17 protein-coding genes are annotated in these 21,559 nt (G+C 70.1%); 10 read left to right on the plus strand and 7 right to left on the minus strand.

The window, feature by feature from the left end; genetic code table 11:
- Positions 1–58 precede the first annotated feature (58 nt).
- The 4 genes from ABZ484_RS19135 to ABZ484_RS19150 all read right to left on the minus strand — a co-directional run bounded on the left by ABZ484_RS19135 (position 59) and on the right by ABZ484_RS19150 (position 3,875).
- Positions 59–928 carry a helix-turn-helix domain-containing protein gene (locus tag ABZ484_RS19135; RefSeq protein ID WP_358867063.1) on the minus strand — a complete coding sequence of 290 codons (870 nt, stop codon included), beginning with the start codon at positions 926–928 and terminating at the stop codon, positions 59–61.
- Positions 929–1,297: 369 nt separating this feature from the next.
- Positions 1,298–1,990, minus strand: a complete 693-nt coding sequence (locus ABZ484_RS19140) for a 3-oxoacid CoA-transferase subunit B (RefSeq protein ID WP_358867064.1) — start codon at positions 1,988–1,990, stop codon at positions 1,298–1,300.
- On the minus strand, positions 1,987–2,682 hold the full coding sequence (locus ABZ484_RS19145; protein ID WP_358867065.1) for a 3-oxoacid CoA-transferase subunit A: 696 nt from the start codon (positions 2,680–2,682) through the stop codon (positions 1,987–1,989). Before ABZ484_RS19145 ends, ABZ484_RS19140 begins: the two co-directional genes overlap by 4 nt.
- Positions 2,679–3,875 (minus strand): thiolase family protein, encoded by a 1,197-nt coding sequence (locus tag ABZ484_RS19150; RefSeq protein WP_358867066.1) that lies wholly within the window; start codon positions 3,873–3,875, stop codon positions 2,679–2,681. Before ABZ484_RS19150 ends, ABZ484_RS19145 begins: the two co-directional genes overlap by 4 nt.
- A 70-nt stretch (positions 3,876–3,945) precedes the next feature.
- Here ABZ484_RS19150 and ABZ484_RS19155 point away from each other — a divergent pair, with 70 nt between their 5' ends.
- Positions 3,946–4,827, plus strand: a complete 882-nt coding sequence (locus ABZ484_RS19155; RefSeq protein ID WP_358867067.1) for a LysR substrate-binding domain-containing protein — start codon at positions 3,946–3,948, stop codon at positions 4,825–4,827.
- Between the two features lie 117 nt (positions 4,828–4,944).
- Here ABZ484_RS19155 and ABZ484_RS19160 read toward each other — a convergent pair whose 3' ends face one another.
- Positions 4,945–6,399 (minus strand): aminotransferase class V-fold PLP-dependent enzyme, encoded by a 1,455-nt coding sequence (locus ABZ484_RS19160; protein ID WP_358867068.1) that lies wholly within the window; start codon positions 6,397–6,399, stop codon positions 4,945–4,947.
- Between the two features lie 170 nt (positions 6,400–6,569).
- Here ABZ484_RS19160 and ABZ484_RS19165 point away from each other — a divergent pair, with 170 nt between their 5' ends.
- From ABZ484_RS19165 to ABZ484_RS19180, 4 genes are all read left to right on the plus strand, one after another.
- Positions 6,570–7,058, plus strand: coding sequence for an Lrp/AsnC family transcriptional regulator (locus ABZ484_RS19165; protein ID WP_358867069.1), 489 nt, complete (start codon positions 6,570–6,572; stop codon positions 7,056–7,058).
- 634 nt (positions 7,059–7,692) lie between these two features.
- Entirely contained in the window at positions 7,693–8,538 is an 846-nt protein-coding gene (locus ABZ484_RS19170; protein WP_358867070.1) for an endonuclease/exonuclease/phosphatase family protein, read from the plus strand.
- A gap of 260 nt (positions 8,539–8,798) precedes the next feature.
- The gene (locus ABZ484_RS19175; protein WP_358867071.1) at positions 8,799–9,104 is read left to right on the plus strand and encodes a hypothetical protein; all 306 of its coding nucleotides are present in this window, start codon (positions 8,799–8,801) and stop codon (positions 9,102–9,104) included.
- A 428-nt stretch (positions 9,105–9,532) separates the two neighbouring features.
- Positions 9,533–10,795: an FAD-dependent monooxygenase gene (locus tag ABZ484_RS19180; protein WP_358867072.1), complete on the plus strand. Its 1,263-nt coding sequence runs from the start codon at positions 9,533–9,535 to the stop codon at positions 10,793–10,795.
- A gap of 169 nt (positions 10,796–10,964) precedes the next feature.
- Here the strand turns inward: ABZ484_RS19180 and ABZ484_RS19185 are convergent, their stop codons facing one another.
- Positions 10,965–11,195, minus strand: coding sequence for a helix-turn-helix transcriptional regulator (locus ABZ484_RS19185; RefSeq protein ID WP_358867073.1), 231 nt, complete (start codon positions 11,193–11,195; stop codon positions 10,965–10,967).
- Positions 11,196–11,413: 218 nt separating this feature from the next.
- Between ABZ484_RS19185 and ABZ484_RS19190 the strand changes: the two genes are divergently transcribed.
- The gene (locus ABZ484_RS19190; protein ID WP_358867074.1) at positions 11,414–12,160 is read left to right on the plus strand and encodes a 4'-phosphopantetheinyl transferase superfamily protein; all 747 of its coding nucleotides are present in this window, start codon (positions 11,414–11,416) and stop codon (positions 12,158–12,160) included.
- A 151-nt stretch (positions 12,161–12,311) separates the two neighbouring features.
- Here the strand turns inward: ABZ484_RS19190 and sbnA are convergent, their stop codons facing one another.
- The gene (sbnA, locus tag ABZ484_RS19195; RefSeq protein ID WP_358867075.1) at positions 12,312–13,427 is read right to left on the minus strand and encodes a 2,3-diaminopropionate biosynthesis protein SbnA; all 1,116 of its coding nucleotides are present in this window, start codon (positions 13,425–13,427) and stop codon (positions 12,312–12,314) included.
- A gap of 356 nt (positions 13,428–13,783) precedes the next feature.
- On the opposite strand from sbnA, the gene ABZ484_RS19200 reads away from it, so the two are divergent.
- The 4 genes from ABZ484_RS19200 (at position 13,784) to sbnB (ending at position 21,284) form a co-directional block, all read left to right on the plus strand.
- On the plus strand, positions 13,784–16,462 hold the full coding sequence (locus ABZ484_RS19200; RefSeq protein WP_358867076.1) for a Pls/PosA family non-ribosomal peptide synthetase: 2,679 nt from the start codon (positions 13,784–13,786) through the stop codon (positions 16,460–16,462).
- A gap of 88 nt (positions 16,463–16,550) precedes the next feature.
- On the plus strand, positions 16,551–19,082 hold the full coding sequence (locus ABZ484_RS19205; protein WP_358867077.1) for an amino acid adenylation domain-containing protein: 2,532 nt from the start codon (positions 16,551–16,553) through the stop codon (positions 19,080–19,082).
- Between the two features lie 59 nt (positions 19,083–19,141).
- On the plus strand, positions 19,142–20,182 hold the full coding sequence (locus tag ABZ484_RS19210) for a TauD/TfdA family dioxygenase (RefSeq protein ID WP_358867078.1): 1,041 nt from the start codon (positions 19,142–19,144) through the stop codon (positions 20,180–20,182).
- Between the two features lie 49 nt (positions 20,183–20,231).
- Positions 20,232–21,284: a 2,3-diaminopropionate biosynthesis protein SbnB gene (gene sbnB / locus ABZ484_RS19215; protein ID WP_358867113.1), complete on the plus strand. Its 1,053-nt coding sequence runs from the start codon at positions 20,232–20,234 to the stop codon at positions 21,282–21,284.
- Positions 21,285–21,559 lie beyond the last annotated feature (275 nt).

A 21,559-nucleotide genomic window follows, 5' to 3' on the forward strand; every position in this document is an offset into this window, starting at 1 on the left:
CCGGCGGGGGGGGTTGGGGGGCTCCCGCCCCACCCGCCGGCCGCGCGCGCCACACCCCCTAGGCACGCCGCAGGGCGGCCGGGGTCGTGCCGAGCCGGGCGCGCATCACCCGGGTGAGGTGCTCCTGGTGGGAGAACCCGCAGGCGACCGCCACCTCGGCGATCGGTGCCGAGCCGGTGCGCAGCAGCCGGCACGCCCGCTCCAGCCGCAGACCGAGCAGGAACTGGTGCGGGGACTGCCCGGTGCTCGCCCGGAACTGCCGCGTGAACTGGCTGCCGCTCAGCGACACCGAGGCGGCCAGGTCGGGGATCGGCAGCGGCTCGGCGATCCGTTCCTCCATCAGCTCGCGTACGGCGGCGAACTGCCGGGCGGAGAGCCCGGACCGCGCGGGGCGGCGCACCGGGGAGCCGCCCACGCGGTGGCGGCGCACCAGCTGCGCGGCGAGCATCCCGGTCAGCTGGTCGGTGTACGTGCGGGCGGACGGCTCCCAGGAGCGCACCGCCCCCTCCAGCGCGAGCACCAGTTGCTCGGCGAGTGGATCGGTCGCACCCAGTTCCTCGGACAGCTCCACGGGCCGTCCGTCGTTCGCGTCCCGCAGCGCCTCGTCCGTGAGATAGGTGTGGATCGTGTCCAGCCGGCCGCCGAGCTCGACGGCCAGCGCCCGGCCGGCCGGCTGCAGGAAGAGTCCGCCGGCCGGCACGGTCCGGATCCGTGCACCGCCGCCCTTTCCGCGGCGCACCGTGACGGGCCCGTTGAGGTGGAGGATCAGCAGGTGGGTGGGCGCCGGATCGAACAGGTCACGATAGGGCTGTTCCTGCTGGGTGGAAAGGTACAGCTGCTCCCAGCCGAGCCCGGAGCTGGTGTGCCGTGCCCGTACACCCGGCCGGCGGAGGATGCCGACCGTGTCGGCCGGACCGAGCTCCCTCATGGTGCGACCTCCTCACGACCCTGATGTGGTTGAACTATAAATCAGTGTGAGAGTGCCGGGAAGCGGCCGGACCACGAAGACCGTCCGGCAGGGCCGGCCGCCGGCCCCGGTGGACGCGGCCCTCGGCGCGGGTGGCCGTACGGCTGCCGCGGTGCCCCGTCAGCCGAGCGAGCCGGCGCCGACACGCCGTACCCGGTGGCGGCTGCACGGGCTTTCATGCCTGGCGGCCGACGGCGCCCGCCGTCGGCCGGATCATCAGCTGGTCGGCCATGATGCTCGGCTGCCGCGACGAGCCGGTTGATGACGAGCGCGCCGAGCGCGATTGCCGCGCCCGCAGCAGCCGGAGCGTCAGGTGCGGGCCTGAGGAGGTCAGAGCAGCTCGACGTCGAGGCGTGAGCGCAGCTCGTCGAGGGTGATGCCGTAGGTCTCCAGCACGTGGACGCCGTCGGGCCGCAGGTCGAAGGTGGCGGCCTCGGTGTAGACCCGGCTGACGCAGCCGACGCCGGTGAGCGGGTAGGTGCACTGCCGGACCAGTTTGGGCGCACCGGACTTCGTGAAGAGCGTCATCATCACGTAGACGTCCTTGGCTCCGATGGCGAGGTCCATCGCGCCGCCCACGGCGGGAATGTCGCCGGGCTTGCCGGTGTGCCAGTTGGCCAGGTCACCGTGGTCGGAGACCTGGTAGGCGCCGAGCACGCAGACGTCGAGGTGGCCGCCGCGCATCATGGCGAAGGAGTCGGCGTGGTGGAAGTACGCCGCCCCCGGGAGCTCGGTGACCGGGACCTTGCCGGCATTGGTGAGGTCGGGGTCGATCTGGGCACCCTCCGCCTTCGGCCCCATGCCGAGCATGCCGTTCTCGGTGTGGAGGACGACGCCGAGTTCCGCGGGCAGGTGGTCGGCGATCTTGGTGGGCTGGCCGATGCCGAGGTTGACGAACGCGCCGGCCGGGATGTCCCGTGCGATCACGGCCGCGACCTCGTCCATGCTGAGCGGATGGTCGACGGCGATCGGGGCCTCGCCCGGCGACGCCGAACGTGTCGCGGCGGTGGTGTCGGTGGTCATCGTGCCCCCTGGACGGTGTAGTGGCGGGTCTTGACCGGGACGATGCGGTCGACGTAGATGGACGGCGTGACGACCGCCTCCGGGTCGAGCCCGCCGAGCGGGACGACCTCGTCGACCTGGACGACCGTGGTGGTGGCCGCGGTCGCCATCACCGGGCCGAAATTGCGGGCGGTCTTGCGGTAGACGAGGTTGCCCATCGGGTCGGCCCGGTGCGCGGAGATGAGGGCGTAGTCGCCCTTGATCGGATACTCCAGCAGGTAGTCGCGTCCGTCGATGGTGCGCACCTCCTTGCCCTCGGCGAGCGGGGTGCCGACCGCGGTCGGGCAGTAGAACGCGCCGATCCCGGCGCCGGCGGCCCGCATCCGCTCGGCGAGGTTGCCTTGGGGCACCACCTCGAGTTCGATCTTCCCCTCGCGGTAGAGCGCGTCGAAGACATAGGAGTCGACCTGCCGCGGGAAGGAGCACAACACCTTGCGGACCCGGCCGGCCGCGAGCAGCGCCGCCAGTCCGACGTCGCCGTTTCCGGCGTTGTTGGACACGATCGTGAGGTCCTTCGCGCCCTGGCGGATGAGGGCGTCGATGAGGTCGAACGGCATCCCGGCCAGGCCGAAGCCGCCGACCAGGACGGTGGAGCCGTCCTCGATCCCGGCGACGGCCTCGTCGGTCGAATCCAGCACAGCGGTGCGGCTCACTTCGACACCTCCAGGTTCTCCAGGACGACGGCCAGCCCCTGGCCGACGCCGATGCAGATCGCGGCCACGCCGTACCTCTCGCGGCGTTCCTTCAGGACCGCGGCCAGGGTCCCGAGGATCCGGCCGCCGGAGGCGCCCAGCGGGTGCCCGATCGCGATGGCCCCGCCGCGCTGGTTGACGATCCCGGGATCGCGCAGGCCGTCCTTGAGCCAGGCGTCGATGCAGGCCAGTGACTGGACTGCGAATGCCTCGTTGAGCTCGACCGCACCGACCTGCTCCCAGGAGATCCCGGCACGGGCGAGCGCTCGGTCGGCGGCCTCGACCGGGGCGTAGCCGAATTCCCGCGGGTCCAGCGCCATCGCGCCTCTGCCGAGGATCCGGCCGAGTGGGTCGTGGCCGATGGCCGCCGCCGCTGCCTCGCTGCCGAGGATCACCGCGGAGCCGCCGTCGGAGAGCGGGGACGCGTTCCCCGCGGTGATGGTGCCGTCCGGCCGGAACGACGGCTTGAGCCTGGCGAGCTTCTCGGTGCCCGAGTCCGCGCGGATGCCCTCGTCGCGGGTCAGGTCGCCGACCGGGGTGACCAACGCGTCGTAGAAGCCGTCCTCCCATGCCTGGTGCGCGAGGCGGTGAGAGCGCGCGGCGAACTCGTCCTGGCGCTCGCGGGAGATGCCGAAGCGTTCCTGGAGTTGCTCGTTGCACTCTCCCAGCGAGATGGTCCATTCCTTCGGCATCCGCGGGTTGACCAGCCGCCAGCCCAGTGTCGTCGACACCGCGGTGACGTCGCCCGCCGGGAAGGCCCGCGACGGCTTGGGCAGCACCCACGGTGCTCGCGTCATCGACTCGACACCGCCCACGAGAACGACGTCGGCGTCGCCCGTCTCGATCGTGCGGGAGCCGGCCATTGCCGCATCCAGGCTGGAGCCGCACAGCCGGTTGACCGTCGTGGCGGGCACGCTGGTCGGCAGACCGGCCAGCAGCGCGGCCATCCGGCCCACGTTGCGGTTCTCCTCGCCGGCGCCGTTGGCGTTGCCCCAGACGACCTCGTCGATCGCAGCGGGATCCAGCGACGGCGTCTGCGCGAGTACGCCGCTGATCGCGGCAGCGGCCAGATCGTCGGGCCGGATGTCGGCCAGCGCGCCGTTGAACTTGCCGAACGGTGTCCGTGTGGCGGCGTAGAGGAATGCACTGTCCATGACTCGACGCTAGACGGCACCGCCGATACTGTGAAGTATCAATATCGACGTCGATTGAGATGCTGAAACTATGGATCTGCGGCAGCTCCGCTACTTCGTCGCCGTCGCGGAAGAGCGCCATTTCAAGCGTGCGGCCGAGCGGCTCCACATGGCACAGCCGCCGCTCTCGCAGGCGATCCGGCAGCTGGAGGGCGAGCTCGGCGTCACGCTGTTCCACCGCACCACACGTCGGGTCGACCTCACCGACGCCGGCCACGCCTATCTCGACCGGGCGCGGGCGATCCTCGCCGAGGTCGACGAGGCCGCCCACCATGTCCGCCGGGTCGCCGCCGGTGCGGTCGGTCACCTCACCCTCGGCTGTGTCGGCTCGGCGACGTACAGCCTGCTGCCGGCGCTGTCGCGTCACCTCGCCACCGAACTGCCGGGCATCGACTTCTCCTTCCGCGGGGAGATGCTCGCCCCGGATCAGGTGGAGGCGCTGCGCAGCGGCGCAATCGACGTGGCCCTGCTGCGTCCGCCCGCGGCCGACCTGTCCCTCACTGTCCACACCCTGCGCCGAGACCGCCTCGTGGTGGCGCTCCCGGCCGAGCATCCACTCGCGGCGAAGACGCGGGTGCGCGCCGCCGACCTCGCCGGCCTCGATTTGATCACCTACTGGGCAGACCGCCACTCGGTGATGCACGATGTCGTGCTCGGTGTCCTTAGAGACGCCGGCGTCGAGCCGCACATCCGGCACGAGGTCGGTGAGACCTCGACGCTGATCACCCTCGTCGCGGGCGGCCTCGGAGTCGCGGTCGTGCCCGAGCCGGTGACCGCGCTCGCGCTCGACGGTGTCGCCTATCGGCTCCTGGTCCGCCCGGAGGCGGCGATCGAACTGGCCGTCGCCCACCGCGCCGACCGCAACGAACCCCATCTGACGCGCACGGTCGAGGTCATTCGCCGGCTCCTTTGAACGGTCTGCTGAACGGTCCGCGGACGTCCGCCTTCGGCCGGCACCAGCGGGGACGCCGGAGGCCGTGCCGAGATCGAGTCCCACGAAGAGGACGGCATCCGTGCCGACCGGAGATCGCTACGTGGCGTGGCGCTCGGCCTCGGCCGTGATGATTCTCAGCGCCTCGGCGATGCGGTCGTGGTGGGTGCGGTGGGAGACCACACAGACGCGCAGGGTGTAGCGGCCGTCGACAACCGTGCTGGAGAGCACGACGCGCCGGTGGCCGTTGATCCGTTCCAGCAGACGGCGACTGGCCTCGTCGGCCCGCTCGGCGGCGGCCCGGCTGCCGTCGGTGGGGCGGACGCGGAATATCACGGTGGACAGGTCCGGGCGCTGCGGGACTTCCAGCTGCGCGACGCCGGACAGCGTGTCGTGGACGTGTTCGGCCAGGTCGAGTTTCTCGTCCAGAGCCTCGCGGAAGGCGTCCACCCCGTGCAGGTGCAGGGGGAGCCAGGCCCGCAGACCGCGGATCTCGTGGGTCAGCTCGGGCCCGAGGTGAGCGGAGTCGGGGATGCTCGCCGCAGCCTGCATGTCCTGGAGGTAGCTGCCGGTGCCGCCGTGCGCGGCGTGGAGGGCGGCGATGTCGCGCACGACCAGGGCGCCGGTACCGAACGGCATGAACAGGGTCTTGTGCGGGTCCAGGGTGATCGAGTCGGCCTGCTCGATACCGGCGAGGCGTTTCTCGCCGCGTGCGGTGAGGCGGAAGAAGCCCCCGTAGGCCGCGTCGATGTGGAACCACACGTCCTCGCGGCGGGCCAGGTCGGCCAGCTCGGGCAGCGGGTCGACGGTGCCGGTGTCGGTGGTGCCGGCGGTGGCCACCAGCAGGAACGGCCGCAGCCCGGCCTCCCGGTCGGCGCGGATCATCGCGGCGGCGGCGTGGGGGTCCATCCGCAGGTCAGGGGTGTGCGGCACGGTCCGTATGTGGGCGGCGCGGATGCCGGCGAGGCGGGCGGCCTTGGCGACGGAGTGGTGGGCGAAGGCGGTGGTGTAGACGATGCCGCCGGCGAGATCCTCGCCGAGCCTGTTGTGGCGGGCGGCGACCGTCGCGGAGAAGGCGGCCATCGAGCCGCCGCTGGTCAACAGGCCACCGCTGCCCTCCGGGAGGCCGCACACATCGCGGGCCATCCAGCGGATCACGCTCTCCTCCAGCGCGGCCAGGGCTGGGGCAACCGAGGCCAGGCCGCCGTAGCGGTTGACGGCACGGTTGTAGAACTCGGCGAGCGCCGCCGAGTACAGACCGCTGCCCGGGATGTATGCCAGGTGGCCGGGCCCGGCGGTCTCCAGAGCGCAGTCGGCGGCCTGGTCCAGACGTGCGAGCAGGGCCTTCAGGTCGCCGCCCCGGGCGGGCGGCGGTGCCAGGAAGGACTCCACCAGGTCGGTCTGGGCCTGCGGGGTCAGGGGGCTGGTCGCAGGGCGGGCCGCGAGCTTCTCGGTGCGGTCGACGACACGGTCCAGGACAAGACGGCCCATCTCGGTCATCGCGGTGCGGTCGGGTTCCAGAGGGAAGTCGGGTTCCAGAGGCAAGCGGTGCATGAGGCAGTCCGAAGTGTGTGAGAGGGGTAGGAGGCGGCAGCGGGACCGGCTGGCGGCTGCGGCGCGTGACCAGAATGAGCCGCCGAGCCCGGCACGCGATGGCGTAGTGAGCGCCCATGCGGCCTGGTGGTGCAGGATTGTTCGCCGATACTGCGGATACGCTGCATTTCATGCCACGCCCTCTCTACGACCGTATCGACCGGGCGATCCTGGACCACCTCCAGCGCCACGGACGCACCCCCAACGTCGACCTCGCCGAGGCCGTGCGCCTGTCACCCTCGTCATGCCTGCGCCGCACCAAGGCGCTGGAGGAGGACGGGGTCCTGGCCGGCTACCGGGCCGATCTGGACCGCGACCGCCTCGGCCTGGGGCTGACGGTGTTCCTCTCCCTCAAGGTCGAACACTCCCGCACCACCGCCCAGGTGGTCGAAGAGGCACTGAAGGCGATCGACCACGTCGTCGCCTGCCATGTGGTCTCCGGCGACGCCGACTTCTTCGTCGAGCTCGCCGTGCCGGACCTGCGCACCTTCGAAAAGGTGCTCACGGACCAGATCCTGGCCATCGGTCCCGTTCGCGACGCCCGCAGCACCTTCTGCATCCGCACCGTCGTCGACCGCGGCCCGCTGCCCCTCACCTCCTGGCACGCCCCGCGTACATGACCGGACGTCGAGGAAGAGAAGCCCCCGGCAGGCCGTAGGCCCGGGGAGCGGCTCCAGTTGAGGGGTCTGGCGGGGTCCCGGGACTTCTGTCATCGGACGCAGGGGGTGTGACAGGCCGGACAGCTCATTGGATCGGGTCGGTGTGCGGGTGCTCGGGGGAGGTCGGGCAGACGTACAGCTGCATGTTGTCGCTGCTGCCCATTTCCACCCTGGTCGGCTGCGCGGGGTCCTGGCCGGCTGGAGCTACTGCGCTTCGGTACGGCTGGTGTCCCAGTTCGGTCCACGCATAACACCAGGAGCAGAACCAGCACGGAACGCCTCCAGCGAGGTGAACAGGGCGGCCTGGAACGCGAACGAGACGGCGGCTGCCGTGGCACACATCGAATGGGACCGCTGGCACAAGGAACTGACGCCCCACCTGCGGATCGAACTCCGGACTGATTGCCAAGTGGTGCTGTACGTCCGTTTCGACGGCCTGGCGTCCATCGGCGCCACGGCCAGTCCTCGTCCCCTGGTGTCCAGGGCTCGGGCTGCTCGATGATCCGGCGCTCGCACCCGCTTCGGTGCGCAGCCAAAAAGCGTCCCGTCCCATACCCTCGTACGGGACGAGGTCGGTATCCATGTGCGGGGGGCGATGGTGTTCGGACGGAGCACGTGGCTGGTCCCGAGCGTCATGGCCGTGGTGTGCCTGGCGCTCGTCGGTCCCAGCGCCCCCCGCGGGGAGTCCCCCGTCAGACCACTGCCCGCCGACGCCGTCACGGCCATCGTGCCCAACCGGGTCATGACGTGGAACCTCTGCAACCCCTGCGACAAACGAAACATCGACCGGGCAACGGAGATAGCCACCTATGCACCCCAGGTCATCGGTCTGCAGGAAGCGTGTGGGCGTGACGTCGAGAGCATCCGGGACTATCTGGAGGAGCTCTATGGGCTCCACTACTACGTCGCGCACGGGCCGGTCATCCAAAGCTGGGGCCGCTGCGGGGGAGTTCCGTGGAGTCCTGGAGGGTACGGTCAGGCGGTGCTCTCGGCGGCGCCCATGACGGACCGCGTCACCGTGGAGTACCCCGACGGGGGCTCCGAGGACCGCGGGTACATGGCGGTCACCACCCTGGTGGGCGGGCAGCCCGTCCGCGTCTTCAACACCCACCTCGCCGAACGACGTCAGGAAGAGGTCCGGGCGGAACAGACCCGCGTACTCGCCGCCGCGATCGCTCGGCACGACCGCGCCATCGTGCTCGGCGACTTCAACGCCGTACCGGGCGCCCCCGAGCTCACCCCGATATGGGCCCTGGCCACGGACACGTCTGCGCGGTGCCGTCCCTCGTCCTTCGCCGCATGCGAGCCGACCACCGATTGGCAGAGCAAGTTCGACTACGTCTTCCTGCGCGGCATCACCCCGATCGAGCACCACGTACGACCCACCCCCTACTCGGACCACAACCCGCTGTACACAGACTTGGAGATGCAGGGCGGCTGACGGCACGCTGAGTGCCGTCGTAGCCCATGATCAGGTCTCGGGCGGTGCCGTCCGTGGAGGCGCCGATGTACGGCCGTTGGGGCGGGAGGGCTGTCACGGGGCTGCTCCGGGTGGACGAGGACTTTTATCAAGATCATTTGCGGGCGTCAAGCCACGGCATTCAGTGGCGTGACGACGCATGACGGTTCGGGCTTACTCGAAACACGACCTCACCGATCCGGAGCGAGGCTCATCCACCGAAAGGAGAGATCGTGTTTCGCATGAGTAGGAAGATCGCCAAGGTCGCGGCCATCACCGTGACCGCCGGAGGGGCGCTCCTGGGCGGCGGCGCCGTCGCCCAGGCCGCACCCGCCACGACGCACGCCACCACCGTGGCAAGCGCCAGCAGCTGGGGCGGCTGGGGCTGCTGGGGCGACGACAGCGACAGTTGGGGCAGCGACAGCGACAGTTGGGGCAGCTCCAGCAGCTGGGGCAGCTGGAGTAGCTGGGGTGGCTGGGGTAGCTGGGGCAGTTCCAGTAGCTGGGGCAGCTTCGACAGCTGGGGCAGCTCCGACTGCTGGGGGTAGCCGCCCCGGGGCAGGCGCCACCGACGCCGCCGTGACCCCCGCGGCCACGAGGAGCCTCCGGTCAGATGGCCAAGGCCCGGACGCGGGTGCGGCAGACACACCTCAGGTGTGAGATCGCCGCACCCGCGCGCCCGGCGGCGGGCACAGGCCCAGCCGCCTTCTGCGCCCTCGGGCGCGCACCGACCCACAGGCACCAAGACCCAACCCACCGAGTCAATCCAGAGACTCAACCCAGAGAGTCAAGCCAGGGACTCCACCCCAGGAAAGACGGACCCATGCGACCACTACTCCAAGGCCCCGACCGGCAGGCGGCCCCCGCCGGGACCGCCCTTCCACCGGTGGGCGGCCCCAACCCGACACCGACCGCGCACCAGGGTGCCGCAGTCGCGATGCGGCCGCCCGGCCGTGCGGCCAGAACGGGACACGCCATGAAGATCGTGTGCGTCGGCGGTGGACCGGGCGCGTTGTACTTCTCGATCGCGGCCAAGCGCCGCGATGCCGGCCATGACATCACCGTCATCGAACGCGACCCACCGGGGGCCACCTACGGCTGGGGCGTGGGGTATGGGGACGACCTGCTCGACCACCTCTACCGCAACGACCCCGACAGCGCCCAGGCGGTGCGTGCGGCCTCGGCCCTGTGGCAAGACCAGGAGGTCCGCCGCGGCGAACAGACCGCGTATCTGGGCCGGTACGGCTACAGCATCACCCGTGCCACCCTGCTCGACATCCTCGCCCGACGCGCAACCGAGCTGGGGGTGGATGTCCAGCACCGCCGCAAGGTCGACGACCTGGCGGAACTCGCCGACGCCGACCTGATCGTCGCCTGTGACGGGGCCAACAGCCGGGTGCGCCAGTTGCACGGCGATCAGTTCGGCACCCGCCTGGAAGTCGGCCGCAACCCCTACATATGGCTGGGCACCGACAAGGTGTTCCCCCGCTTCACCTTCGCCTTCGAACCGACGCCGGCCGGGTGGATCTGGTTCTACGCCTACCCCTCGAGCGCGGAAGTCAGCACCTGCGTCGTCGAATGCGCCCCGGAGACCTGGCGGGGGCTGGGGCTCAATACGCTCGACACCGCCGACGGTGTGCGGTTGTTGGAACAGATCTTCGCCTCCGCTCTGGACGGCCACGCGCTGCTGGGCCAGTCCCGGGGAGAACCGGCAAGCTGGCAGCACTTCACCGAGGTGCGCAACGCCACCTGGTGCCACGACAACATGGTGCTGCTGGGGGATGCCGCCCACACCACCCACTACACCCTGGGCTCGGGCACCCGGCTGGCGCTGCTGGATGCGATCGAGCTCGCGCACAGCCTGTATACGGAGGCAGCGCTGTCTGCCGCTTTGCGGGCCTACGACAAGCGCCGCCGGGCCGCGCTCCATTCCGTGCAGGCCGCGGCCCGCACGAGTATGGCCTGGTTCGAGCATCTCGACCATTACCTTGAGCGGGACCTGGTGGACTTCGCCTACGCGATGTCCGTACGGCAGGGGGCCCAGACGCCGTGGCACTACCAACTGCACAGGGCCACCCAGGTCCCGGTACTGCGCCGGGCACGACGGGAAGCCAACAGGGGCCTGCGGAGGTATCTGGCACTGCGGCGCGGGGAGACGGCCCCGGGCACACTCCGCGCCACCAGGAGGGCCACGACCACGGCAGCAGCCCCGGCAACCTGCACCACCGAATCGCGATGAGGCCGCCCCGGCGCACGGCGGAAGTTCACCAATCCGTGTGCCGGGCGGAAAACCCTGCACCCCGGAAAGAAAAAAGGGGCGAACGCTGTAGGAAGCTGTTGTCCTTTCGATCACATCGCACTCTGGATCGAAAGGGCAACAGCTTCCTACTGCAAAGCGGCGGCGACGGTCACAGGCCCAGGGCGATGGCCATACGGGTCAGTTCGGCGGTGTTGGTGATGTTGAGCTTGGCCCGGATACGGCGCAGGTAGGCGTCCACAGTGTGGGGGGAGAGGCCCATGTGGCGGGCGGTCTGGACGTAGGTGCGGCCGGCGGCGATGTGCCGGAGCGTCTCGCGCTCGCGCGGAGCCAGCGCGGGGGCGGAGACTTCGATGTGCGGAATGGTCAGGGTGGCGCTCATGGTGCTGTCCTCCGGCGAGGGATCTGACCGTTTTGGGCGATTTGCCCTTGTTTCTTCAGATTGCTTGCCGGACGTCATGGCCGTGTCCGCCGACTGTCACAGGCGCGTCACAGGAAGGACCGAATGGTTTGAGAGGCCGTATCTCTATCGATCACCAGGACGGTTGTGAGGCAACCGGAGCCGCGACCCGATCTCGTTCGAGTTCGTATCCTGCCTGTGTGAAGGCTGGTGCGCTGTGGCGTCCGACGGAGTTGCGGGACGGACGGTGGGAGCAGCCGCTGATGGTGTCGGGGGCGGCGGGGCGGCCCTGGTTGTGGCTGGTGCGGGCGGAGGCCTTCAGGTCGGTGGTGGCACGTCTGGCCTCTTCGGTACTGGACGGGTCCGAGACGGAGCGTGCGGCGGCGCTGAGGGAGACCCGGGACAGGGACACGTATCTGAGCGGGCACGTGGCCATGCGCCTGCTGCTGGGTGCCTACCTGGGCGTCCCGCCCGTCGACGTTCCGCTGGAGCGGCTGCCGTGCCCCCAGTGCGGGGAGCCGCACGGGCGTCCTGCGGTGCGTGGCGATCCCGTGCATTTCTCGCTGTCCCACAGCGGGGGGCTGTGTCTGTTGGCCTTCGCGCCGACTCCGGTGGGCGTGGACGTCGAGACGGTGCCCGGCCTCGCGGTCGCCGATGAGGTCGGTGCCTGCTTGCATCCGCGGGAGAGCGCCGAGTTGAGCGAGCTGCGGACTCTGGACAGGCCGGCGGCGTTCGCTCGGGTCTGGGCGCGCAAGGAGGCCTATCTGAAGGGGCTGGGCACGGGGCTGGGACGCGCCATGTCACTGGACTACCTGGGGGCTCGGAGGAGCGCACCGGCCGCTGTGCGGGGATGGACGATCAGGGATGTGGCCGTGGACGACGGATACGCCGGCGCGGTCGCGGTTCGGCGCCCAGGTGCCGTACTCAAGGGTCCTCGGCCTCGGTGACTTCGGTGGCCGGGCCGGGCCGGGCCGGGCGCGGGCCATGGCGGGGAGCGAGCTGTTCCGCGTGGTCCGGCGGGCTGACGCACACCGTCCGCCCTGTGTCACCTGGCGTGACTGCCGCACCGGCCGCTCAGCGGCGCTGCCGCACGGCCACTCAGCGGCGCTGCCGCTCCGGGCCACCGCCGGCGGCATGCGGCTCCCTGCCGTCGATCTGCTGTCCCTCGCCGACGAGGGGCGCATCAAGGAATTCCCGGTGCGGTCTGCTCGCGGTCCGCGCCTCGCCCCCTGCGGGAGTGTGGGCGGCGGTAGCGCCTTCGAGTACGTCGTCCCCGTAGAGGTCCTGGACCCAGTTGGTGTGGTAAACGGTTTCGAGGTAGCGCTCGCCGAGGTCGGGCGCGATGGCCACGGCGGTCGGCTGCCGGCGGGGTGCCGGCCGCTGGGCGAGCCAACGGGTGGCGCCGCTGACGACCGTGCCGGTGGAGCCTCCGAAGAGGAAGCCGCGGCGGGCGAGCTGGTGGCAGGTGCGGATGGTGTCGGCTTCGCTGACGTGTATCACCTCGTCCACGTAGGAGTCGTCCAGCAGCGGTGGACGCACGCTCGTACCCAGGCCGGGGATCATGCGCCGGCCTGGAGTGTCCTTGAAGGTGACAGAGCCCTCGGTGTCGATGGCGACGATGTGCACCGGCCGGTGCCACTCGCGGAAGTAGCGTGCGCAGCCCATGAGCGTGCCCGTGGTACCGGCTCCGACGAAGAGGACGTCGAGGTGGGGGAAGCGGCGGGCGATGGCCGGGGCGGTGGTGCGGTAGTGGGCCATGTGGTTGTTGGGGTTGGCGTACTGGTTGAGCCACACGTACCGGTCGTCCGACGCGCATAGTGCGCGGACGTAGGCGATGCGCGCGCCGAGCAGGCCACCCTGCCGGGCGGGCTCAGTGACGATGTGGACCTGGCTGCCGAGCGCTTCCATCAGCAGCCGGGTGGGCAGGTTGCAGCGACTGTCGGTCACGCACACGAACCCGTAGCCCTTGCTGGCCGCGATCATGCTCAGGGCCACCCCGAGGTTGCCGGAGGAGGACTCGACGAGGATCGCGCCCTCGGTGAGCAGACCGTCGCGTTCGGCGGCCTCGACCATGGCGGCGGCAGCCTTGAGCTTGATCGAGCCGGCGAAGTTGAAACCTTCACATTTGAGGAACAACTGGTGCCCGGTTATCTCCTCCAGGTCGATGTAGAGGTCGTTCTCGTTGAATTCCTGAGGGGTGGATATGACCGGCACGGTTGAACTCCTGATCTGTGGGTGAACCGCCTCCACCAGTACGCGGGATCAGCCCTGGTTCCGTCACGCCACCGGAATTCGGGGCTTGACAACGGCCGGGCTCGCGCGTAAAAGCGCGGATTCCAGGGATTCGAGGAGGGACATGCGCGGGCCCGGTGCCTTCCACCTGGGCTTGTCCCCGGCGCTTACCGCCACCAATGCGCGGTGTCAAGTTACGAGATTCAGCGGCGTGACGAAGTCGTGCCGGCCGGGCGTACTGGTGGGGCGGGCTTGAGGAATCCGCCGCGAAAGGCTCTGGCGCCTTCGCGGGTGGAAGAAGCCCGCCTCCACCACAGACCGACGACATCGGAGCTCACATGGCAGGGAATTCCTCCCGTACCTGGACGGCCGGCCCGCCCCGCCTCTCCATGTGCCCCGACGGCACCGGAGGGCCTGACGCCGGGACCGCCGGGTCGCCGGCCGCGACCGCACGGCTACTGGCCGAGGTGCTGGCCGACGTCGTGCGCGTGGAACACGTGTCGGCGGACAGCCACTTCTTCGATGACCTGGGCGCGGATTCGATGGTGATGGCCCAGTTCTGTGCACGGGTCAGGAAGCGGGCGGACCTGCCGCCCGTGTCGATGAAGGACGTCTACCGGCATTCCACCGTCGAGAGTCTCGCCGCCGCGCTGACCGGGCCCGAAGCCCTGGCCTCCGCATCCGCCGCCACCGGTGCGGCGACCGCGGGCACCGGACTCACGACCAGCGCGTCGACGCCCACGACGCCTCCGACACCCGTATCCATGCCCCGTCAGCCGTCCGTCCCGGCCTCCGGGCCGGTGCCGCCCACGAACGCCGCACAGACCTCGCACGGGGGCGCAGTGCGAGCCGGCACACGTCAGTACGTGCTGTGCGGACTGCTGCAGTCGCTGTTCTTCCTCGGGTACTGCTACCTGGCCGCGTTGGCAGCGACACGGGGCTACGCGTGGATCGGCGACGGCTCCGGCCTCGCCGATCGCTACCTGCGTTCCGTGCTGGCCGGCGGTGCCGGGTTCATCGGCCTGTGCACGGTGCCGATCCTGGCCAAATGGACGCTCATCGGCCGTTTCACGCCCCGTCAGTTCCCGGTGTGGAGCGTCACCTACCTGCGCTGGTGGATCGTCAAAACCCTGATCCGGACCAGCCCTGTCCGCCTGTTCGCGGCGTCGCCGCTGTTCGTGCTGTATCTGCGGGCGCTGGGTGCGAAGATCGGCCGCGATGTTGCGATCTTTTCCACGCATATTCCTGTGGGTACGGATCTGCTCACCATCGGAGACGGGGCGGTCATACGCAAGGACTCTCTGTTCTCCTGTTACCGCGCCCATGCCGGCGTCATCCAGACCGGTCCGGTCACTCTCGGCAAGGATGTCGTCGTCGGTGAACAGACGGTCCTGGACATCCACACCTCGATGGGCGACGCGTCCCAGCTCGGTCATGCCTCGTCCTTGTACCCCGGGCAGGCCGTACCCGCCGGGGAGCGTTGGCACGGTTCACCGGCCGAGCCCACCGGCACGGACTTCCGCAGTACGCACGCCGCCGACTGCTCCGCCACGAGAAGGGTCCGCTACGCCCTGGGGCAGTTGCTGGCCCTGCTGCTCGTGTATCTGCCCCTGGCCACGGGCGGCGCTGCCCTGCTGGTCGCCGCGGTACCGCAGCTGAAGGCACCCCTCGATGCCGGGTCATGGCCGCACGCCGGCTCGGCGTTGTGCCTGAGCGCGCTGGCCACTTCCTTCACGCTGTTCTTCGGCGCCGCGCTCGCCGGTCTTGCCCTCCAAGGCGTGGTGCCCCGCCTGCTCAACAGGGCGATCAGGCCGGACACGGTCTACCCGCTCTACGGCTTCCATTACGGTCTGCACCGGGCGATCGCCCTGGTGACCAACCGGAAGTTCTTCACCACGATATTCGGGGACAGCTCCGCGATCGTTCACTACCTGCGCTACCTCGGCTACGACCTGCGCCATGTCACGCAGACCGGCTCGAATTTCGGCACGGAACTCAAGCACGACAGTCCGTTCCATACGTCGGTGGGCAGCAACACGATGGTCGCCGACGGCCTGTCGGTCATCAATGCCGACTTCTCCAACACATCGTTCCGTCTCCGCCGTGCCTCCATCGGAGCGCGAAGTTTCCTCGGAAACCGCATCGCCTATCCGGCACAGGCCAGGACCGGCGACAACTGCCTGCTGGCCACGAAGGTCATGGTGCCCATCGACGGAGAGATACGGGAGGACGTCGGTCTGCTGGGTTCGCCTCCTTTCACCATTCCGCGCACCGTGATGCGGGACGCCCGGTTGAACAACCTGGCGGGCGGCAGCGAACTGCGCCACCACCTCGTCCGAAAGAACCGGCACAACGCCGTGACCGCGGTGCTGTATCTGCTGGCGCGGTGGTTCCACGTCTTCGTCGTCACCCTGCTGACCCTGGGAGCCGGAAGCCTCTACCCCTCCATGGGCGCATCGGCGATTGCCCTGTCCATGGTCGGTGGCCTCGTCTTCAGCGTCTGTTACTTCACCCTGATCGAGCGGGCCGCCACGGGATTCACGGCACAACGGCCGCTGACCTGCTCGATCTACGAGCCGTCCTTCTGGCGGCACGAACGCTTCTGGAAGATGGCGGCGGTCGATCACGCCCAGATCTTCAGCGGGACCCCGTTCAAGAACGTGGTTCTGCGGTTGCAGGGTGCCCGGATCGGCAAGCGGGTGTTCGACGACGGCTCCTTCTTCCCCGAACGGACGCTGGTGACCATCGGGGACGACTGCACCCTCAACGCGGGCACGGTGGTCCAGTGCCACTCGCAGGAGGACGGCGCCTTCAAGTCCGACCGCACCACGATCGGTGCCGACTGCACGCTCGGTGTCGGCGCATTCGTCCACTACGGCGTCGCCCTGGCCGACCACGTCGACCTGGCCTGCGACTCCTTCCTCATGAAGGGCGAACACGTCCCCTCGCAGGCCCGGTGGGGCGGAAACCCAGCCCGCCAGCTGCCCGACAGCACCCCCGCCCACCCATCCCCCTGACAGGCCGCATCTGACGCCGTGCCACAAGCACCCCGCCACATCAGACCGCAGCAGACCACATCAGCACCCGAGCCAAGGACAGATCCCGATGGCACTCGACACTCCCGCCGCCCGCGGCTTCTGGCACGGCATCCTGACGGAGGCCGGCGGCTGCACGCCCCTTCCGCGCTGGACCCGCGCGCCGGTTGCCGGACTGGCCGAGCACCACGCACCGATCCCCGTCAGTGACGCGGCAGCCGTGCGCCGGCTGGCAGACGGCCTGGCCGTGCCGCTGAGCACCGTGCTGCTGGCGGCGCATGCCAAAGTGCTGGCCGCGCTGACCGGTGAAAGCGCCGCCACCATCGGCCTGTTCGGGCTCGCCCCTGGTCGGCCACTGCCGTGCCGGCTGACGACGACACCCCGCTCCTGGCGGGCCCTGCTGGCGCACACCCACGAGGCCGTCTCGCAGGTGCTGGTTCACCGGGACTACCCGGTCGACGACCTCAGGCGCGAACTCGGCCTTCCCGAGCCCTCCTATGAAACCGCACTTGATGTCGCCGGCTTCGGCGACACCCCCGCCGCAGACAGCAGCGCCCCGGCCATCGACGCAGTACTGCGGATGGGCATCGCGCACGACGACGACGGCGGGCTCACGCTGCGGGCGCGCTACCGCACCGATCTCCTCGACGCCGACAGCGCCGCCCGCATCGTCGGCTACCATCTCACCGCGCTCGCCCTGATCGTCGCCGACCCGGCCGCGGAGCACAGCCGGCAGAGCCTGCTGTCCCCCGAGGAACGGCGCTTCCAGATCGAAGGGCTCGCCGGGCCCCACCGCGGCCTGCCCGACGCCGGGGTCCATGAGCTGTTCGAGCAGCGCGTACGGCACGACCCGCACGCGGTCGCAGCGGTGCACGGCGATCGCCAGTGGACCTACCGGGAGCTCAATGCCCGTGCCAACCGGCTGGCCCGCGCCCTGCTGGCGCGAGGACTCGACCGCGAAGGCGTCGTCGCGGTGGTGATGGACAGAAACCTGGACTGGCCGGCCGCCGTGCTGGCCGTCTTCAAGGCCGGAGGCGCCTACCTGCCCATCGAGCCGCATCTGCCTGCCGAACGCGTCAAGGCCATGCTCACCGCTTCCCGGTGCACGCTGGTGCTCACCGGACCGACCGCCCCCACCACCCTCCGAACGGCCCTCGCGTCCCTGCCCACCGTGCGGACGCTGCACACCGACACCGCCGACGAGGAGGGCCACGCCGACGACGACCTCGGTATCGCCGTGACGGCCGGCCAACTGGCCTACATCTACTTCACCTCCGGCTCCACCGGTCAGCCCAAAGGCGCCATGTGCGAACACGGGGGCATGCTCAACCACCTCCACGCCAAGATCGACGACCTGGAGGTCACCGAAGGACAGGTGGTCGCCCAGACCGCGCCCCAGTGCTTCGACATCTCGCTGTGGCAACTGCTCGCCGCGCTCCTGGCCGGGGGACGGACCCTTCTGGTCGAGCAGAACGTGATCCTCGACGTCCGGCAGTTCGTCGACACCCTCGCCCGCGAACGGGTCTCCGTCCTCCAGGTCGTTCCGTCCTACCTGGACGTCGTCCTCACATACCTGGAGCAGCACCCGCGCGAACTGCCGGACCTGCGGTACGTGTCGGTCACCGGCGAGGCGCTGAAGAAAGAACTCGCCCAGCGCTGGTTCGCCGCCCAGCCCCACGTCAAGCTGGTCAACGCCTATGGACTGACCGAGACCTCCGACGACACCAACCACGAGATCATGGACCGTTCACCGGACGGCGACCGGGTCCCCCTGGGCCGGCCGGTCAACAACGTGCACCTCTACGTCGTCGACGAGCACCTGAACCCGGTGCCGCTCGGTGCTCCGGGCGCGATCGCCTTCTCGGGGATCTGCGTCGGCCGCGGCTATGTCAACGACCCCGAGCGCACCCGGCCCGCCTACCTGAGCGATCCCCACCGTCCAGGCCGGCGCCTGTACCTGAGCGGCGACTTCGGCCGCTGGCGGCCCGACGGCAAGCTGGAGTTCCTGGGCCGTCGCGACACCCAGGTCAAGATCCGTGGTTTCCGCATCGAGACCGGCGAGATCGAGAACACCCTGCTGCGGGTGCCCGGCGTCCGCGACAGCGCCGTGGTGGTCGCCGAACGGCCCGACCACAGCACACACCTGGTGGCCTTCTACACCTCCCCGCGACCCCTGCACCCCGACGTCCTGCTGGATCGGCTGAGCACCGTACTGCCCCCGTACATGGTCCCTTCGGTCGTCCACTGGTGCGCGGACCTCCCGCTGACCGCCAACGGCAAGGTGGACAGGAAAGCCCTGACGGCCCTGGCCACCCGGCTTCATGCCGCGAAGGACGACGTCGAGGCGCCCGGTACGCCCACCGAACGGCGGCTGGCCGCCGCATGGGCGGGCGTGCTCGGTGTGCCGCAGGACCGGATCGGACGCCACGACCACTTCTTCGACCTGGGCGGCACCTCGCTGTCGGCCGTGAAACTCGCCATCAGCCTGGACCGCCTGGTGTCCCTGGCGGACATCACCCGCCACCCCGTCCTCACGGACCTGGCCCGGCTCCTGGAGGAGCACTGCCGTCGGCAGTCGACCGCGCGACAGGCCTCAGCCTGACCTCGTCCGACGTCCCCGACCCACGGAACATCCCCCACACCACGGAAAGGAAGAGAAGGATGTCACTCCCCGCCTCCACCGTCCCCACACCCGCCGCTGCGCCCAGGCCCGGGCGGCCGGAACTCGACGTGCACCCCGGCGACCTCCCCGTCCTGCACACGGACGCCCACGCCCACGGGGACGCGCCGGGCTGGGCGGCCGAGCACCGCCACGCCGTCCGCAGCCTCGTCACCGAACACGGCGCGCTTCTCATCCGCGGCCTCGCTCTGCGGGAGGCCGGCCAGGCCGGGGCCGTCCTCCACCACCTGGCTCCCGGCCCGATGACCGAGAGGGAGGCCTTCGCGCCCCGCCGCACCCGCGCGCCGGGCGTCTACTCCTCCACCACCTGGCCGGCCAACCAGCCCATGTGCATGCACCACGAACTCAGCTACACCCACGCGCCCCCCGGCCTCCTGCTGCTGGCCTGCCTCACCGCGCCCCGCACCGGCGGAGCCACCGCTCTCGCCGACGCCACCGCCGTCCTCGACGCGCTGCCGCCCGAGCTGGTCCAGCGGTTCGAAGAGGAGGGCTGGCTGCTCACTCGCACGTACCACGACGAGATCGGGGCCTCCTGGGCGGAATCGTTCGGCACCGACGACAGGACTGCTGTCGAGGACTACTGCCGCGCCTACAGGATCGAGTTCCGCTGGCTGCCCGACGGAGGCTTGCACACCCGCCAGCGCCGCCGCGCCGTGGTGCGCCATCCGGTCTCCGGCCGACGCTGCTGGTTCAACCAGATCGCGTTCCTCAACGAGTGGACGATGGCCCCCGAGGTGCGGGAGTACCTCATCGACGTCCACGGCCCCGACCGGCTGCCTTTCACCACGCGCTTCGGCAAGGGGGATCCGATCGGCGGGGACGTCGTCCAGCTGATCAACACGGTGTACGAGAGGCACACCGTCCGCGAGCCGTGGCAGGACGGCGACCTGATGCTCGTCGACAACGTCCGCATGGCACACAACAGGGAGCCCTTCGAACCACCGCGTGACGTCGTCGTCGCCATGGCCGAACCGCTGCCCCCGGCCCCCTGCCCGCCGACCTTCGAGGCAAACGCCCGATGACCACGTCCTCTTCCTGCGACAAGGAGTCCGCACCATGCCCCAGTCCGCGATGCCCCAGCCGAGCACGACGCCCCCGCAGGTCGCGGTGCCACTGTTCGCCGTGATCTCCGGCGCCCAGGTCCAGCACACGCTGCAGGGCCGAGAACGGCAGATCGTCGATCTCGTCGAGGCGACCTACCGGTTGCACGCGGCCGGGGACTCGGTCAATCCGCCGTCGTACTTCCTGCGCTTCCCCGACCGGCCGACGGCGCGGATCATCGCGCTGCCCGCGTCGATCGGCGGGCAGGTACGGGTGGACGGCCTGAAGTGGATCTCCAGCTTCCCCGACAACGTGCCCTCCGGCATCCCGCGGGCCTCGGCCGTGCTCATCCTCAACGACCACGACACCGGCTATCCGATCGCCTGCCTGGAGAGTTCCATCATCAGCGCGAGCCGAACGGCCGCGATGGCCGCGTCGGCGGCCGACTGGCTCAGCCGCCACCGCCGACGCCCCACCCGCGTCGGCTTCTTCGGAACCGGCCTGATCGCCCGCTACATCCACGCCTTTCTGGCCGCAACCGGCTGGAACTTCGACCAGATCGGCGTACACGACGTGTCCCCCGACCACGCTGCCGGCTTCCACAGCTACCTGGAACACACCGATCCGGCCCCACGGATCACCACGCACGACAGCCCGGAGCAGCTGATCCGCTCCAGCGACCTGGTGGTCTTCGCCACCGTCGCCGGCCGGCCACACGTCACCGACCCGGCATGGTTCGACCACAACCCCTTGGTGCTGCATGTGTCGCTGCGCGACCTCGCCCCCGACATCGTGCTCGCATCGGCGAACATCGTCGACGACGTCGACCACTGCCTCAAGGCCGACACGTCACCACACCTGACCGAACAGCTCACCGGAAACAGGGACTTTCTCACCGGAACGCTGGACGACGTCATGACCGGCCGGGTGGCGCTCCCGGAGGACCGGCCCGTGGTCTTCTCGCCCTTCGGCCTAGGAGTGCTCGACCTCGCCGTCGGCAAACGTGTGTACGACGAGGTGGCCCGTGCTGGGCATCTGCACGTCGTGGAGGACTTCTTCCACGAACTGCGCCGCTACGGATGAACGGCCGGGCGGACCGGCCCCCGTCGGCTCGCGGAGGCAGGCCCGTCCGGTATCGAGGGCCCGCGCCGGGAGGTCTGACCCGGCCCGGGCCCGATGCCCTCGTCGCGTCTCTGTGCGGACCGGTCCGTCCCGGTCGCTTCGTGCGCAGAAAGCGAAACGGTCCACCGACTCCGTCGGCGGACCGTCATGCAAGATCGAGGTCGGCTCGTACGTGGGGGCGGCAGATGAGGTTGTACGCCGACAACACGCCGCGCAACGGCTTTCAAGTCGGACAC

Source organism: Streptomyces sp. NPDC006393, from assembly GCF_040628575.1.
In the GTDB taxonomy this organism is placed as follows: domain Bacteria; phylum Actinomycetota; class Actinomycetes; order Streptomycetales; family Streptomycetaceae; genus Streptomyces.

Coding starts and splice junctions, on each gene's coding strand:
- ABZ484_RS19185 (WP_358867073.1), bottom strand. CDS start 11,195: ATGAGCGCCACCCTGACCATTCCGCACATCGAAGTCTCCGCCCCCGCG.
- ABZ484_RS19150 (WP_358867066.1), bottom strand. CDS start 3,875: ATGGACAGTGCATTCCTCTACGCCGCCACACGGACACCGTTCGGCAAG.
- ABZ484_RS19140 (WP_358867064.1), bottom strand. CDS start 1,990: ATGACCACCGACACCACCGCCGCGACACGTTCGGCGTCGCCGGGCGAG.
- ABZ484_RS19165 (WP_358867069.1), top strand. CDS start 6,570: ATGCCACGCCCTCTCTACGACCGTATCGACCGGGCGATCCTGGACCAC.
- ABZ484_RS19135 (WP_358867063.1), bottom strand. CDS start 928: ATGAGGGAGCTCGGTCCGGCCGACACGGTCGGCATCCTCCGCCGGCCG.
- ABZ484_RS19175 (WP_358867071.1), top strand. CDS start 8,799: ATGAGTAGGAAGATCGCCAAGGTCGCGGCCATCACCGTGACCGCCGGA.
- ABZ484_RS19210 (WP_358867078.1), top strand. CDS start 19,142: ATGTCACTCCCCGCCTCCACCGTCCCCACACCCGCCGCTGCGCCCAGG.
- ABZ484_RS19155 (WP_358867067.1), top strand. CDS start 3,946: ATGGATCTGCGGCAGCTCCGCTACTTCGTCGCCGTCGCGGAAGAGCGC.
- ABZ484_RS19160 (WP_358867068.1), bottom strand. CDS start 6,399: ATGCACCGCTTGCCTCTGGAACCCGACTTCCCTCTGGAACCCGACCGC.
- ABZ484_RS19205 (WP_358867077.1), top strand. CDS start 16,551: ATGGCACTCGACACTCCCGCCGCCCGCGGCTTCTGGCACGGCATCCTG.
- ABZ484_RS19200 (WP_358867076.1), top strand. CDS start 13,784: ATGGCAGGGAATTCCTCCCGTACCTGGACGGCCGGCCCGCCCCGCCTC.
- sbnB (WP_358867113.1), top strand. CDS start 20,232: ATGCCCCAGCCGAGCACGACGCCCCCGCAGGTCGCGGTGCCACTGTTC.
- ABZ484_RS19170 (WP_358867070.1), top strand. CDS start 7,693: ATGGTGTTCGGACGGAGCACGTGGCTGGTCCCGAGCGTCATGGCCGTG.
- ABZ484_RS19180 (WP_358867072.1), top strand. CDS start 9,533: ATGAAGATCGTGTGCGTCGGCGGTGGACCGGGCGCGTTGTACTTCTCG.